Here is a 15,567-nt window from a genome sequence, read left to right on the forward strand (position 1 = left end):
TTAAATGTTTTGGCATTTATAATTCATAACTCAAAATTTATAATTTTTTATGCATCTAATTCTCCAGCAATAACATTTAAACTTGATAAAATAACGATCGCATCCGATAACATTGATCCTTTAATCATCTCTGGATAAGCTTGATAAAAGATAAAGCAAGGTCTTCTGAAATGCAATCTATAAGGAGTTCTGCTTCCGTCTGTTACTAAATAGAATCCTATTTCTCCATTTCCGCCTTCAACAGGATGGTAGATTTCTGCTACAGGAACAGGAACTTCACCCATTACAATTTTGAAATGGTATATCAATGATTCCATATTGTTGTATACGTCTTCTTTTGGAGGAAGATAGTATTCTGGAACTTCGGCATGGTATTCATTTCCTTCCGGCATTTTGTCTAATGCTTGACGGATAATGCTTAAACTTTCCCAAACCTCGGCGTTTCTTACGCAAAAACGGTCGTACGTGTCTCCCGATTTTCCTACTGGAACTATAAAGTCAAAGTCTTCATAAGAGCTGTAAGGCTGTGCTACGCGGACATCATAATCGACACCGGCTGCACGTAAATTTGGTCCTGTAAATCCATAAGCCATTGCTTTTTCAGCAGAGATAGCTCCAACATTTACAGTTCTATCGATAAATATTCTGTTTCTTTCGAATAAGTTTTCAAATTCTTTCCAAGCGATTGGGAAATCTCTTAAAAAGTCATCTAGTTTTCTAAAAGCTTCTGGTGACCAGTCTCTTTCGAAACCACCAATTCTTCCCATGTTAGTAGTAAGACGCGCTCCGCAAATTTCTTCGTAAATTTCGTATACCTTTTCTCTAAATTGGAATACATAAAGGAAACCAGTGTAAGCTCCAGTATCAACACCTAGAATGGAATTACAAATCAAGTGATCAGTAATACGAGCCAATTCCATTATGATAACTCTTAGGTATTGCGCTCTTTTTGGAACTTCAATATCTAATAATTTTTCTAATGTCATCCACCATCCCATATTGTTGATAGGAGAAGAACAGTAGTTCATTCTATCAGTAAGTGGTGTGATTTGGTAAAATGGACGATTTTCGGCAATTTTTTCAAAAGCTCTGTGGATGTAACCAATAGTTGGTTCAGCTTCCAGAATTCTTTCACCGTCCATTAACAGGATATTTTGGAAAATACCATGCGTTGCCGGGTGGGTAGGACCTAAATTCAGAATAGAAAGCTCGCTTCCGTCTTCATTATGTCGCTCTTTGATTATTTTAGCATAGCGATGCTCTGGTGGTAATAATAGTTCTGACATTTATCTAATGTGAAAAATTATATTTATTTTTTTAGTTCTTGGTTGATTGTTGTTCTACCAAAATACCTGTCGTCTTTATCCGTTCTTCCGCTGTCTTCCATTGGGAATTCTTTGCGCATTGGAAAAGAAATCATTTCGTCCATATTCAAGATACGTTTCAATTGAGGATGTCCGATGAAGTTGATTCCGTAGAAATCATACGTTTCTCTTTCCATCCAATTGGAACATAAAAAAATATTTGATAAACTTTTAATTTCTGGAGTTGTACCGTTTAAGAATGCCTTAATTCTGATGCGTTTGTTTTCGTACCAATTGTGTAAATGATAAACAACAGCAAATTGTCTGTTTTCTTCATTATCTGGATAATGTACGGCGCATAAATCGGTTAAAAAATGAAAACGTAAATCTGGATCATTCTTTAAAAAAAGGATAACAGCTGTGATGATGTCCGAATCCGCTTCGAATGTGAAAATATCTCTGTCTTGGTTAAATTGTAAAACCTTTGAACCAAAATTTTCGATTAACTTGTCTTGAATTTCTGTTGTCTCTAATGCCATTTTCTTATTGAATGTTGTAAGATGCCAATAATTCTTTGTACTCAGGTGAACTTCTTCTTCTTACAGATTCGCTTTTTACTAATTCCTGTAGTCTCATAACGCCATCTACGATTTGTTCTGGACGAGGAGGACAGCCAGGGACATATACGTCAACTGGGATTACTTTGTCTATTCCCTGCAATACAGAGTAAGTATCAAAAATACCACCAGATGAAGCGCAAGCACCAACAGCGATTACCCATCTAGGTTCAGCCATTTGTTCGTAAACTTGACGTAAAATAGGGGCCATTTTTTTTGAAATAGTTCCCATTACTAATAGCATGTCGGCTTGACGAGGAGAGAAACTCACTCTTTCAGACCCAAAACGTGCTAAGTCATAATGTGAAGCCATTGTTGCCATAAATTCGATTCCGCAACAAGAAGTTGCAAAAGGTAAAGGCCAAAGGGAATTGGCACGTGCTAATCCAACAACGTCATTCAGTTTTGTGGCAAAGAATCCTTCTCCAACAACACCTTCTGGCGGGGCAACCATATTTACTTTTGAATCACTCATCTAATTTTAGATTTTAGATTTTAGATTTTAGATTTTTTGAATCTTAAATTAAAATCAATATTGTAAAAAATCAATTTTATTCTTTTTAAAAAGTAAATCTTAAATCTCAAGTTTTAAATTTTTATAATGGATAAAAATCTAAAATCTAAAATCTAAAATCTGCATTCTTAATTTATTCCCATTCTAAGGCTTTCTTCTTGATGATGTAGAAAAAGCCAACTAAAAGCAACATCATAAAGATAATCATTTTTGCCATTCCTTCAACGCCTAACTCCTTGAAATTCACTGCCCAAGGATATAGGAATATTACTTCAACATCGAAAAGGACAAATAAGATAGCTACAATGAAATATTTTACCGAAAAAGGGATTCTTGCATTTCCGACAGATTCAATACCGCATTCGAAGTTTTTGTCTTTATTCTCAGATAATCTTTTTGGTCCTAATTTACCAGAAATAATGATCATACCTACAACAAATCCTACAGCTAAAATAAGCTGCATAAAGACTGGGATATAGTTTAATTGCTCGGATTGCATAATTCTTAATTTTGCTTAAAATTTTGTTACAAAGATAGCCTTAGTGTATTTAAAACACAAGTTTTGTAACTCATTAAGTAGTGTTAATAACTTCTTAAAAACATAATTTTTATTGATTATAAATAACGAATTATGCAGGCTTTTTTTGGGTTAAGCACAAAAAAAAACGTTCCGATTAAATCGAAACGTTTTTTAGACGTTTTTTGCAATAAAACAGTAAGCTATTTTAAGTACTAAAGTACTGCTACTTTAGCTGCAACTTTACCTTTTCTTCCTTCTTCTTCTTCATAGCTAACTCTGTCACCTTCGCGTAATTCTTCCGCGTTGATTCCTGATGCATGAACAAAAATGTCTTTTCCTGTTTCTTCGTCTGTAATGAATCCGTAACCTTTAGATTCATTGAAAAATTTAACTGTACCTGTACGCATTGTAATAGTAATAATAATTTATAATAAGGCAAATGTAATCTTTAATATAATACGAAAATCATTATGGTGTTAATTTTTTTCTAAAATTATTGATATTCAAGTGTTTTTGCCTAATTGTTTGAATTTAATTTAATATGTAATTCCTTTAATTGGGATTCATCGATAACAGACGGAGCGTCAATCATTACATCTCTTCCTGAATTATTTTTTGGGAAAGCAATAAAATCACGAATTGTCTCCTGACCACCTAAAATGGCTACTAAACGATCTAGTCCAAATGCTAAACCACCATGAGGCGGAGCGCCAAATTGGAAAGCATCCATTAAGAAACCAAATTGTGCTTTTGCTTCTTCTTCGGTAAAGCCTAAATATTTAAACATTAATTGCTGAGTTTCTTTGTCGTGAATACGAATAGATCCCCCGCCAATTTCATTACCATTCAATACCATGTCATAAGCATTGGCACGTACTTTTCCAGGGTCGGTTTCTAGTAAATGCATGTCTTCTGGTTTTGGAGATGTAAATGGGTGGTGCATGGCGTGGTAACGTCCGCTTTCTTCATCAAATTCTAATAGAGGGAAATCAACTACCCAAAGAGGTGCAAATTCAGCTGGATTTCTTAATCCCAAACGAGTTGCCAATTCCATTCTTAGAGCAGAAAGTTGCGCTCTTGTTTTATCTGCTGGTCCTGAAAGAACAAAAATCATGTCTCCTGGTTTTGCTCCTGTAGTTTTTGCCCAATTGGTTAAATCTTCTTGATCATAGAATTTATCTACAGATGATTTAAAAGTTCCATCTTCGTTGCATTTTGCATATACCATTCCGCTCGAACCAACTTGTGGACGTTTTACCCAGTCAATTAAAGCGTCAATTTCTTTACGAGTATAGTTTCCTGCTCCAGGAACTGCGATTCCAACTACTAATTCTGCAGCGTTGAAAACTGGGAATTCTTTGTGCTGTGCAAATTCGTTCAATTCACCAAATTCCATTCCGAAACGAATGTCTGGTTTGTCATTTCCGTATGTCTTCATGGCGTATTCGTAGGTAATTCTTGGGAATTTATCTACATCTATGCCTTTTATTTCTTTTAATAAATGACGAGTCAAGCCTTCAAAAATATTTAATATATCTTCTTGCTCCACAAAAGCCATTTCACAATCAATTTGTGTAAACTCAGGCTGTCTGTCTGCACGTAAATCCTCGTCACGGAAACATTTCACGATTTGGAAATATTTATCCATTCCGCCCACCATCAATAATTGTTTGAAAGTTTGAGGAGATTGAGGCAAAGCATAGAATTGTCCTTCGTTCATGCGGGAAGGAACAACAAAATCTCTAGCGCCTTCTGGAGTAGATTTGATTAAGTAAGGAGTTTCCACTTCACAGAAATCTAAATCCGAAAGATATTTACGCACTTCCATTGCCACTTTGTGACGGAAAAGCAAACTGTTTTTAACCGGATTTCTTCGGATGTCCAAGTAACGGTATTTCATTCGGATGTCTTCACCACCGTCTGTTTCATCTTCAATGGTAAATGGAGGTGTTAGCGAAGCATTTAATATGTTTAGTTCGGTAACCAAAATTTCGATTTCACCTGTAGGAATGTTTTTGTTTTTGGCTTCACGCTCAATAACAGTTCCTTTTACTTGGATCACGTATTCACGACCCAATGTTTTGGCAGCTTCAAAAACTTCTTTTATAGAACGACTTTCGTCAAATATCAATTGTGTTATTCCGTAACGATCGCGTAAATCGACCCAATTCATAAAACCTTTGTCTCTTGATTTTTGAACCCAACCGGCAAGTGTTACTTCGGTATTGATATGTGAGGCGTTCAATTCGCCACAATTATGACTTCTATACATTGAAAATATTTTTTTTAGATTGCAAAAGTAAAAACAAAAAACAACTTAATCACAAAAACTATTCCGATAGATTAAAGATGCAATGTGATATTATTGTAGGAGATGTAATTTCATAGGTAATTTCTCTATATTTGAAATCTTAAAAAACAAAAAACAACTTTTATGAAAAAAATATTTTTGATGACAACGTTATTCATTTCTTCGTGCATGATTTTTGCACAAAATAATAATTATGTCACTTTTGAAGCTGAGATAACAAACACTGAAGGGCCATTTTTTATTTCAACTCAAGATAAAATGATTAAAAAAATTATAAAAAACAAAGATGGTGTTTACAAAGACACGCTAAAAGTTGCGGATGGAAGTTATAAGTTTTTTGATGGTAAAAATTATGTTTCAATTTTATTGAAGAGTAATTATAATTTAAAATTGAAAATGGATGCGAATGATGTGTATAAAACTATTGTATTTTCAGGAACTGGCTCTGGTGAAAATAATTTTTTAACACAGTCTTTAATTGCTTCAAAAAAAAATGACCTGAAAGTGATTTATAACTATGGTGAGGTTAATTTTAAAAATAAAATTGAAGAATTAAAGCAATCTGAATATGAAAGAGTAGATAAATATATTTTGGATCCAGCTTTGAATTCCAATATGAAAAAAGCTGCTGATGTTAAATATGCTAAGATAACAGGTTCGTATGCGAAAAAAATGGAGTTAGCTACCACTGCTAATAATGAAAGAGCGTTAAAAAATGCTGAATTAATTAAGATGAATGGGAAGAATTCTCCTGATTTTAAATATAGAAATTATAATGGATCTAAAACAAAATTAGAAAGTTTTAAAGGTAAATATGTTTATATTGATATTTGGGCAACTTGGTGTGGTCCTTGTATGAGAGAGATTCCGTTTTTGCAGAAGGTAGAAGAAAAATATCATGATAAAAATATTGTTTTTGTGAGCATTTCTGTAGATAAAGAGGATGATTTTGATAAATGGTTAAAGGTTGTGCAAGAGAAAAATCTAGGTGGAGTTCAGTTATTTGCAGATGACTCTTGGAATTCAGATTTTGCAAAAAGCTATGGGGTTACCAGTATTCCAAGGTTTATTTTAATTGATCCCAATGGAAAAATAGTTAATGCCGTTGCCCCAAGGCCGTCTTCGGATGAATTGATAAAGGATTTAGATGCTTTGTTGAACTAAAGTTATTTAAAAAAGTTGTCGCTTTTGTGATTTTCTAATAAGTAAATTTATTTTAGAATTATTTATAAATCTGTGTTTTGACTAAAACTGCTACAGATATGGTTGTAAAGGATTAATACGAAAGTGTTGATTTTGCTAGCTTTTTTAATTTCCAATGTTAAGCTTTTGTCTATGTTACGAAATTGTTAAGTAAAAGTTTTTTTAATGTAAATTTTGTTCTTAATTTTGATGTATAAGATGTAAACAATTAAAAATTAACGATATGAAAAAGTTTGTAGTTTTAGTAGCCATACTATTCTCAGGTGTTATTTTCGCACAAGATGGAAAACCAGTTTTAGAGCCTTTTGGAAAAAAATTGAAAGCGACCTATTTTTATGAAAATGGGCAAGTTCAACAAGAAGGGTATTTTGTAAACGGAAAACTGGATGGTATTTGGGTTTCGTATAACGAAGCTGGTGATAAAATTGCTTCAGGAGAGTATGTTGCTGGTGTAAAAACAGGAAAATGGTTTTTCTGGTCTCAAAATGCTGACAAAAATAGTCTTTGTGAAGTAGATTTTACAAATAATAAAGTTGGAAAAATTAAAAATTGGAGACAAGATGCTTTTGCTACTTCCAATTAAATAATTTTTTATTAAATATATTAAACCCATTTTGATAACTTCAAAATGGGTTTTTTTATTTTTCGGAAGATTATTTGGACTTATAACTTTGTTAAAATTAGATTAATCTAATTAATTTGGCGTAACTTTAATATACAAAAACAGCGCATTGTGTAAAGCAAAATTTAAAATTAGTTAGTTTAAATGTTTTGTTGTCATAATTTAATTGTCAGCTTTGCGACTGTAAAGAAATCGGCTTTTGCGTGTTCCTGCAAAAGCCGATTTTAGTCACACATATTGTTTTGAAATTAAAGCTATATGTATTGCATTTGTTTACCTAGTTTCTTCTATGTTTTTTTATGAGATACTCTTATATAGAATAGAATGCAAAGAATTTCTACCTGATAGTTTTTATCAAATTTTTATCTGATTATTATGCCTAAGTACATTATTGAAAGAGAAATTCCTAATGCTGGGAATTTATCATTGGAACAATTAAAAGATATATCCAAAGTATCTTGTGGAGTTTTAATTAACATGGGACCTCAAATTCAGTGGAAACACAGTTATGTTGCTGGGGATAAAATTTACTGTGTTTATATAGCACCGAATGAAGAAATGATACGGGAACATGCTACTCAAGGGGGATTTCCCGCGAATAAAATAAGTCTTGTAGCTGAAATAATTGATCCTACTACCGCAGAGTGATATTGAAACAAATTTTGTAGATGAACCTCTTACTCTTATGTTAAAATAATTTATTTATTCTGTTTTTGCTTTAAGTAATTGCTTTTCCAATTCGATTATGCCTTCCGGAGTTGTCATGGCTCTGGTGTGATATTCTAATGCTTCTAATTCTAGGTTTCTGGAATCTTTTTCAGAAATAGTATTTTCTTTAATGGTGAAAATTAAAGCATAATAGAATTTTACATAAACATCTATGTTGAGTTCTTTTCGATATAATTTTTGTTCAATACCTTTTTCTATATTTTGTCTAAAGCACGTATTACACTTGTTCGTTTCGCGTAACATTACTTTTTGATATATTTCGGGATAGTGTTTTTTTAATTGATATAATGGCGAAGTATCAGTTGCCTGAAACATTTCTTTGAACATTTTTCGAATCTCAAAATTCTCTTCGATTGCATTGTAGTTTTTGGCTACAATGGTGTCTATTACCTGATGAAGTGCTTGATGGACCTCCTCAGTACTTTTTTCTATCAATACTTCTTTGTTGCAAAAATATTTGTAAATGGTTTTTTTGGAAATACACATTTCACTTGCAATATCATCCATAGTCACGCTTTTGAAGCCTAGTTTTAAAAACAAGTCACTAGCTTTGGATGTAATTTTCTCTTTCATTTTGGTTTGTAACTATTTGTAGGTTATTGAGTAGTTTTGGGTTTAACTATCTTTAAAATTAATTTTTGTGATGTTTTATTGAGGCAAATATAGAAAGCAAATTTTATAATCAAAATAAGTTTTAAGTTGGTTATTTTATAATGTTCAAAATCAGTAAGTTGTCTATTCGAATAGTTTAGATTTTTTCAAAGTGGTTGAAAAATGTTACTTTTTAAAACTTAACATGATTAATAATTACATTAGAAGACTTGTTTTTAGCTTTTATAATGATAATTGATTTACTTTGAATATTCATCTCTTTAGAAAATGGAAAAATTACAAATATTACTAAAAAAGGAAAAATACAAAAAGATAAAATTTAAGGTTATCAAAACTCAACATCTTTTAATCAAAGCTAAAATAAATGGGGTTAAGGGTAAATTTATTTTAGACACTGGTGCATCTAACAGTTGTATAGGATTTGAAAGCATTTCCAATTTTAAAGTCAAAGCAGAAGATTCTACGACGAAAGCAGCCGGAGCTGGGGGAGTTGGTATGCTAACACAAACCGCAAGTCAGAATAAGCTACAATTAGGGAGTTGGAAATATTCGGGGTTTGAACTCGTTATTTTTGACTTATCGCACGTAAACGAAGCGCTAATTTCCTATAAAGCAAAGCCTGTTGATGGTATTATTGGTGCCGATGTTTTGATGAAAGGCAAGGGGATTATTGATTATTTTAATCATTGTTTGTATTTGAAGTAGCATATTTTTTCAATGAATAATAAGCAACAATACCGCTAATCATCATCAATAAACCACCCAGAATAAATGGCATTCCGGCAAATTCAAATGGTGAGCCTTTATGTGTAAAATAATAAAAGAGACTTGACATTATTGGCGGACCAATAATAGTTGCAGCACTCATTAAACTCGCAATTGTTCCTTGAATTTCGCCTTGTTCTGTCGGTAAAACGTGCCCCGTAATTATAGCACGCAATGCTGGACCAGCAATCCCTGCAAGACAATACGGAATCAAAAAAAGAAACATCATCCAACTTTCGGAAGCAAAAGCAAACAAAAACATTCCAATCGTGTATAAAGTCATTCCGATGTAAATACTTTTTTCATTTCCTAATTTTTTACTTGTCCATCGTATCAATCCTCCTTGAACAAGACTTACTAAAATTCCAACAACACCTAGTGAAATTCCGACCATTTTTTCGTCCCAACTAAATTTATACATTGTAAAGTAACTCCAATTGCTTTCTACAGCATGGGATGCAACAAAAATTAAAAATAAAGCAAGTAATAATCCATAAAGAGAAGGGTGTTTTTTTAAATTTAAAAAGGCACCAATCGGATTGGCTCTTTTTAGGTTTACTGGTCTTCTATTTTCTTTGGACAATGATTCGGGCAAAATAAAATATCCGTACATGAAATTTAGTATGCACAATACTGCTGCCGCATAAAATGGAATTCTAGATCCATAATGTCCCAAAACACCTCCAATAACTGGGCCAATTATAAATCCGAGACCAAAAGCTACGCCAATCATTCCAAAGTTTTTGGCTCTGTTCTCAGGTGTGCTCACATCGGCGATATACGCCGAAGCTGTTGAAATACTTGCTCCTGTTAATCCTGCAATTATTCTTCCTATAAATAGCCAAGTAATTGTTGGAGCAAATGCTAATAATATGTAATCTAGTGAAAAGGCAAATAACGATATTAAAATGATGGGTCTTCTTCCAAATTTATCACTCAAATTACCAATTAAAGGGGCAAACATAAATTGGGTTATTGCATACGCAAAGGTTAACCAGCCACCATATTTTGCTGCCTCACTAACATCGCCGTGTATTAATTCTTTAATCAATTTTGGAATAACCGGAATGATAATTCCCCAGCCCGTAATATCGATTAACATTGTGATGAAGATAAAGCTGATAGCAGCTTGTTTTTTATTTGATGACATGAATAAGTATTGATTAGATTGTAATTTCGAAATCTGAATAAATTGAAAACTACTAAAGATTTTACAACTGTAATAGTGCTTTTAGGTTTCTATTTTCTTGATTTTTTTGAATTTTCTTCTTTTGGATTTTCTCCCAATGCCCATAAAATTCCGCCTGTAAGATGTTGAATGTATATAGGATCAACATAATCTTTGCTATCATGTCCCAAAGCGGTATAAAACACTCTGGCGCCTTCAAATTCGTGGTGCCAAGCCAATGGAAAATAATCTCCAAAAATGCGCCCTGGATAGACTGCTTTTTCACTATCCTTTACTGTTCGTAAATCGGCAGCCAATAGCACTTGGATATTAGGATTGAGTTCATCCATATAATAACATTCGTCTTCTTTTATCCATTTTTCAGGTAGCATCGAAGTCGAAGGATGATTTGGATTAATTACTTTAATTTCGAAAGACTGAAAAGCAGGATGCTTTTTAAATCTTCCTCCAATCATTGCGGTAAACCAAGGCCATGAACGTTCAGATCCTGAAGTACTGTGAATCCCTACGAAAGAGCCGCCACGATGAATATAAGCGGCAAAAGCTTGTCGTTGTTCTTCGGAATTAAAGATTTCATTATTGGTGTTCGAAAAAATAAGACAGCTGTATTTTGCCAGATTATCGATAGTCATTACTGAAGGATCATCTGAAACATCAACAATTAAGTTGTTTGCTTCGCCAATTTTTTTTAAAGCCTCAACACTGGCGGCAATATTTTTATGCACATATCCTTCTCCGTTTTTGGTATAAACTAAAACACGTTTTTTGACTGGTGGATTTGCAAAAACAGAATTCAAACCCAAAATAATGGTAAGTACGATTAACTTGATTTTCATATCTAACTATTTATTTTTCGAATGTAAAAAGAAAATCCCAAATGAAATAAATCATTTGGGATTTTTAGTATTGAAAATTATATGAATTACAATTCTAATGCTTTTTTAGCATTTCCGCCCATCAATAATTCTAATGGGTTTTCTAAAGCTTCTTTTACGGCAACCAAGAAACCAACTGACTCACGTCCGTCGATGATTCTGTGGTCATAAGAAAGTGCTACATACATCATTGGGTGAATTTCCACTTTACCGTTTACAGCAATTGGACGCTCGATAATGTTGTGCATTCCTAAGATTCCAGATTGAGGAGGATTGATAATTGGAGTAGATAACATAGAACCAAATACACCACCATTTGTAATTGTAAATGTACCACCTGTCATATCATCAACAGTGATTTGACCATCACGTGCTTTTAAAGCTAATCTTTTGATATCCGCTTCAACACCACGGAAAGTTAAGTTTTCAGCATTACGAACTACAGGAACCATTAATCCTTTTGGTCCAGAAACTGCGATAGAGATATCTGCAAAATCGAAAGCAATTTTGTGATCACCGTCCATCATAGAGTTTACGTCTGGGAACAATTCTAAAGCTCTAGTAACTGCTTTTGTAAAGAATGACATATATCCTAAACCAAGACCACCATGTTTTGCTTTGAATGCATCTTTGTATTCGTTACGAATCAAGTTGATTGGCGTCATGTTAACTTCATTGAAAGTAGTCAACATTGCAGTTTCGTTTTTAGCAGCTACTAATCTTTCAGCTACTTTACGACGCAACATTGATAATTTCGTACGTTCTTGACCACGGTTTCCACCAGTTGGAGTTCCCATTGAAGGTACTGCATTTACAGCGTCATCTTTAGTGATTCTTCCGCCTTTACCAGTTCCTGAAACTGTTGCTGGAGCGATATTTTTTTCGTCTAATATTTTTTTAGCTGCTGGAGATGGAGTTCCTGCTGCATAAGATGCTGCAGGTGCAGGCGCTGATGCAACTGGAGCTGGAGCCGTTGCAGGTGCAGGTGCTGCTTTTGGTGCTTCAGCTACTGGAGCTGCTGCAGGAGTTGAACCTGATGGTTTTACTCCGTCAGTATCAATAAGACAAACTACTGCCCCAACTGCTACTGCGTCACCTTCTTCTGCTTTTAGCGTAATAATTCCGCTCATTTCAGCTGGTAATTCTAGAGTTGCTTTGTCAGAATCAACCTCAGCAATAGCTTGGTCTTTTTCTACATAATCTCCGTCCTTTACTAACCATGTTGCAATTTCTACTTCTTTGATTGATTCCCCTGGTGATGGGACTTTCATTTCTAAAATCATGTCTTATTATTTTAAATGATGAATTTTAAATTTTAAATTGTTTTAAAAACAACTTCTGTTTATTGTTATTTTTTTCTAGCCCTGATGGAAACGGCATCCTTTTTCTTTTTTCTTTAAAAAGGAAAAGATACAGTGGACAGCAGGAAATAGCTCCTTATTATCTAAATAAATTTTTATCAAATACCATTCTGATTGCATCTGCATGACGGCGTTTTGCTCTTGTATAACTTCCAGAAGCAGGTGCTGCATATGCTTTTAATGAAGCTAGTCTCCATTTGATAAAATCAAAATTCATCAACATAAAGCTGTAAGCTCCCATGTTTTTAGGTTCTTCTTGAGCCCAAACATAATCATCTGCATTTGGATATTTAGCTATAATCGCTTTGATTTGCTCAGCAGGGAAAGGGAACAATTGCTCCACACGAACAACTGCAACATCTTTTCTTCCGTTATTTTCTCTTTCAGCTACAATATCATAGTAGAATTTACCTGTAACGAAAACTAATGTTTTCACATCTTTTTTGTTTACTGCTTCGTCATCAATAGTTTCTTGGAAGCTTCCTTTTTCTAATTCTTCTACAGTTGAAACGCATCTTGGATCACGCAATAAACTTTTTGGAGAGAAAACTACCAAAGGCTTACGGAAAGTTGTTTTCATTTGTCTTCTCAACAAGTGAAAGAAGTTAGCTGGCGTTGTACAATCGGCAACATACATATTTTGTCTAGCGCACAATTGTAAGTAACGTTCCATTCTTGCTGAAGAGTGTTCTGCTCCTTGTCCTTCGTATCCGTGTGGTAATAATAAAACAATACCGTTTTGGTTGTTCCATTTATCTTCACCACAAGAAATGTATTGGTCAATCATAATTTGTGCTCCATTAGAGAAATCTCCAAATTGTGCTTCCCAAATCGTTAATGCATTTGGATTTGCCAAAGCATAACCATAATCAAAACCAAGAACACCGTACTCAGATAAAAACGAATTGAATACTCCGAATTTTCCTTTTTTGTTCTCGATATCGTTTAATAAGATTACTTCTTCTTCTGAATCTTCTACTTTAACTACGGCATGACGGTGAGAGAATGTACCACGCTCAACATCTTGTCCAGAAATACGAATATCAAATCCTTCTGTCAAAAGTGAACCGTAAGCTAATGCTTCTGCAGTTCCCCAATCTAATGTGTTATTGTCATATCCTGTTTTTCTATCCGTAACAATTTTAGTTATCTTGTTGATGAACTTTTTGTCTGATGGTAGAGTAGAAATCGTTTTTATAATCGAATCTAATGTTTCTTTAGGGAAAGAAGTATCTACATTTTGCAACATCACATCATCAGAAACTTGCTTAAATCCATTCCATTCATTTTGCATAAATGGTGTAATGATTGTCAAATTCTTTTTGCGCGATGCTTCTAAATTTTGCTCTAAGTCAGCTTTGTATTCTTTTTCTAAACCATTTACATGATTGGCATCAATAACACCTTCAGATAATAACTTTTCAGCATATATGTCTCTAGGGTTTTGATGTTTAGCAATTATTTTATATAGAACGGGTTGTGTAAAACGAGGTTCGTCACCTTCGTTATGACCGTATTTTCTATATCCTAATAAATCAATAAATACGTCACGTCCAAACTCCATTCTATAATCTAATGCAAATGACATTGCATGTACAACAGCTTCAGCATCGTCTGCATTTACGTGTAATACTGGAGAAAGTGTTACTTTGGCAACATCCGTACAATAAGTAGAAGAACGAGCGTCTAAATAATTAGTTGTAAAACCAACTTGATTATTAATTACGATATGAATTGTTCCTCCTGTTTTGTATCCATCTAATTGTGCCATTTGGATGATCTCGTATAGGATACCTTGCCCAGCAATTGCGGCATCACCGTGTACGGCAATTGGTAAAACTTTAGAGAAATCATCTGCGAAATATTTATCTTGTTTAGCTCTTGTGATACCTTCAATTACTGCACCTACTGTTTCTAGGTGAGAAGGATTTGGTGCTAAATTGATGTTTATTTTTTTACCAGTGCTAGTAATTTTATCTGCTGTAAGACCTAAATGGTATTTTACGTCTCCATCAAAATACTCTTGATCGTAATCTTTTCCGTCAAATTCACCAAAGATATCTTGTGTAGATTTTCCGAAAATATTTGCCAAAACGTTCAAACGTCCACGGTGAGCCATTCCCATTACAAATTGCTCAACTCCTTTTTCAGCTGCTTTTTCAATCAAAGCATCAAGTGCAGGAATTACAGATTCTCCTCCTTCTAATGAGAAACGTTTTTGACCAACATATTTGGTATGCAAAAAGTTCTCAAAGGAAACCGCTTGATTTAATTTGTTTAAGATTCTTTTCTTTTCATCAGTAGAGAAATTAGGTTGGTTGTTATTGACTCCTAATTTATCCTGAAACCATTTTACAACACCAGGATTTCGGATATACATATATTCAATCCCAATATGCTGACAATATATTGCTTTAAGGCGAGCGATGATGTCTTGTAAAGTAGCAGAAGGAATTCCAATAACCTGACCTGCATCAAAAACTGTTGTTAAATCAGCTGTTGTCAAGCCAAAATTTTCAATATCTAATGATGGTGAAGAAACTCTACGATCGCGAACTGGATTTGTTTTTGTAAACAAATGTCCACGAACACGGTATCCGTCAATTAACTTTAAAACATTGAATTCTTTTTGTAATTTATCTGAAACCAAACTACAATCAGCACCAGTCTCTATATATTCAACTATACGTTGAACTGGGTTTTCTTCATTATAAGTGGTCATTCCAAAGTCGAAACCTTGAAAAAAACTTCTCCAACTAGGCTCTACGCTATCTGGATTTTCTAAATATTGATCGTATAATTGAGCAAAAAATTCTGTATGTGCCGCGTTTAAAAATGAAAACCTATCCATAATGTTATTGAATATACTTTTGTTAAATAGTTTGGCAAAAATACAATAAAGCAATTTATTTAAATCTATTTTTTTACGTACTTTTACGTAAAAA

General features: G+C 33.7%; 15 protein-coding genes. 4 read left to right on the forward strand and 11 right to left on the reverse strand.

All coding sequences use genetic code 11. The features are described 5' to 3' along the window. Positions 1–47: 47 nt before the first annotated feature. The 6 genes from ACUN3A_RS10440 to aspS all read right to left on the reverse strand — a co-directional run bounded on the left by ACUN3A_RS10440 (position 48) and on the right by aspS (position 5,227). Positions 48–1,286, reverse strand: coding sequence for an NADH-quinone oxidoreductase subunit D (locus tag ACUN3A_RS10440; RefSeq protein ID WP_445551235.1), 1,239 nt, complete (start codon positions 1,284–1,286; stop codon positions 48–50). A gap of 23 nt (positions 1,287–1,309) precedes the next feature. Continuing rightward, on the reverse strand, positions 1,310–1,843 hold the full coding sequence (locus ACUN3A_RS10445; RefSeq protein WP_445551236.1) for an NADH-quinone oxidoreductase subunit C: 534 nt from the start codon (positions 1,841–1,843) through the stop codon (positions 1,310–1,312). 4 nt (positions 1,844–1,847) lie between these two features. Continuing rightward, positions 1,848–2,396 (reverse strand): NADH-quinone oxidoreductase subunit B, encoded by a 549-nt coding sequence (locus ACUN3A_RS10450; RefSeq protein ID WP_315148986.1) that lies wholly within the window; start codon positions 2,394–2,396, stop codon positions 1,848–1,850. Between the two features lie 172 nt (positions 2,397–2,568). Beyond that, on the reverse strand, positions 2,569–2,934 hold the full coding sequence (locus tag ACUN3A_RS10455; protein WP_445551237.1) for an NADH-quinone oxidoreductase subunit A: 366 nt from the start codon (positions 2,932–2,934) through the stop codon (positions 2,569–2,571). 233 nt (positions 2,935–3,167) lie between these two features. Beyond that, positions 3,168–3,362, reverse strand: coding sequence for a cold-shock protein (locus tag ACUN3A_RS10460; protein WP_077378011.1), 195 nt, complete (start codon positions 3,360–3,362; stop codon positions 3,168–3,170). A 110-nt stretch (positions 3,363–3,472) separates the two neighbouring features. After that, positions 3,473–5,227 carry an aspartate--tRNA ligase gene (aspS, locus tag ACUN3A_RS10465; RefSeq protein WP_445551238.1) on the reverse strand — a complete coding sequence of 585 codons (1,755 nt, stop codon included), beginning with the start codon at positions 5,225–5,227 and terminating at the stop codon, positions 3,473–3,475. A 162-nt stretch (positions 5,228–5,389) separates the two neighbouring features. On the opposite strand from aspS, the gene ACUN3A_RS10470 reads away from it, so the two are divergent. From ACUN3A_RS10470 to ACUN3A_RS10480, 3 genes are all read left to right on the forward strand, one after another. Then, a complete protein-coding gene (locus ACUN3A_RS10470; protein ID WP_445551239.1) occupies positions 5,390–6,430 on the forward strand; it encodes a TlpA family protein disulfide reductase in 1,041 nt (346 codons plus the stop codon). Positions 6,431–6,692: 262 nt separating this feature from the next. Further along, positions 6,693–7,052, forward strand: a complete 360-nt coding sequence (locus ACUN3A_RS10475) for a toxin-antitoxin system YwqK family antitoxin (RefSeq protein ID WP_445551240.1) — start codon at positions 6,693–6,695, stop codon at positions 7,050–7,052. 414 nt (positions 7,053–7,466) lie between these two features. Further along, positions 7,467–7,739: a DUF4242 domain-containing protein gene (locus tag ACUN3A_RS10480; RefSeq protein ID WP_445551241.1), complete on the forward strand. Its 273-nt coding sequence runs from the start codon at positions 7,467–7,469 to the stop codon at positions 7,737–7,739. A 54-nt stretch (positions 7,740–7,793) separates the two neighbouring features. On the opposite strand, the gene ACUN3A_RS10485 is transcribed toward ACUN3A_RS10480, so the two are convergent. Then, positions 7,794–8,393, reverse strand: coding sequence for a TetR/AcrR family transcriptional regulator (locus tag ACUN3A_RS10485; protein ID WP_445551242.1), 600 nt, complete (start codon positions 8,391–8,393; stop codon positions 7,794–7,796). A gap of 306 nt (positions 8,394–8,699) precedes the next feature. On the opposite strand from ACUN3A_RS10485, the gene ACUN3A_RS10490 reads away from it, so the two are divergent. Beyond that, the gene (locus tag ACUN3A_RS10490) at positions 8,700–9,137 is read left to right on the forward strand and encodes a retropepsin-like aspartic protease (RefSeq protein ID WP_445551243.1); all 438 of its coding nucleotides are present in this window, start codon (positions 8,700–8,702) and stop codon (positions 9,135–9,137) included. Here ACUN3A_RS10490 and ACUN3A_RS10495 read toward each other — a convergent pair. The 4 genes from ACUN3A_RS10495 to ACUN3A_RS10510 form a co-directional block, all read right to left on the reverse strand. Then, positions 9,112–10,347 carry a TCR/Tet family MFS transporter gene (locus ACUN3A_RS10495; RefSeq protein ID WP_445551244.1) on the reverse strand — a complete coding sequence of 412 codons (1,236 nt, stop codon included), beginning with the start codon at positions 10,345–10,347 and terminating at the stop codon, positions 9,112–9,114. The two genes, ACUN3A_RS10490 and ACUN3A_RS10495, sit on opposite strands and share 26 nt — an antisense overlap. Before the next feature lie 89 nt (positions 10,348–10,436). Further along, entirely contained in the window at positions 10,437–11,222 is a 786-nt protein-coding gene (locus ACUN3A_RS10500; RefSeq protein WP_445551245.1) for a ThuA domain-containing protein, read from the reverse strand. Between the two features lie 86 nt (positions 11,223–11,308). Then, the gene (odhB, locus tag ACUN3A_RS10505) at positions 11,309–12,544 is read right to left on the reverse strand and encodes a 2-oxoglutarate dehydrogenase complex dihydrolipoyllysine-residue succinyltransferase (RefSeq protein ID WP_445551246.1); all 1,236 of its coding nucleotides are present in this window, start codon (positions 12,542–12,544) and stop codon (positions 11,309–11,311) included. A 157-nt stretch (positions 12,545–12,701) separates the two neighbouring features. Further along, positions 12,702–15,473, reverse strand: a complete 2,772-nt coding sequence (locus ACUN3A_RS10510) for a 2-oxoglutarate dehydrogenase E1 component (RefSeq protein WP_445551247.1) — start codon at positions 15,471–15,473, stop codon at positions 12,702–12,704. Between the last annotated feature and the right edge of the window lie 94 nt (positions 15,474–15,567).

The organism is Flavobacterium sp. WC2509, from assembly GCF_052683105.1.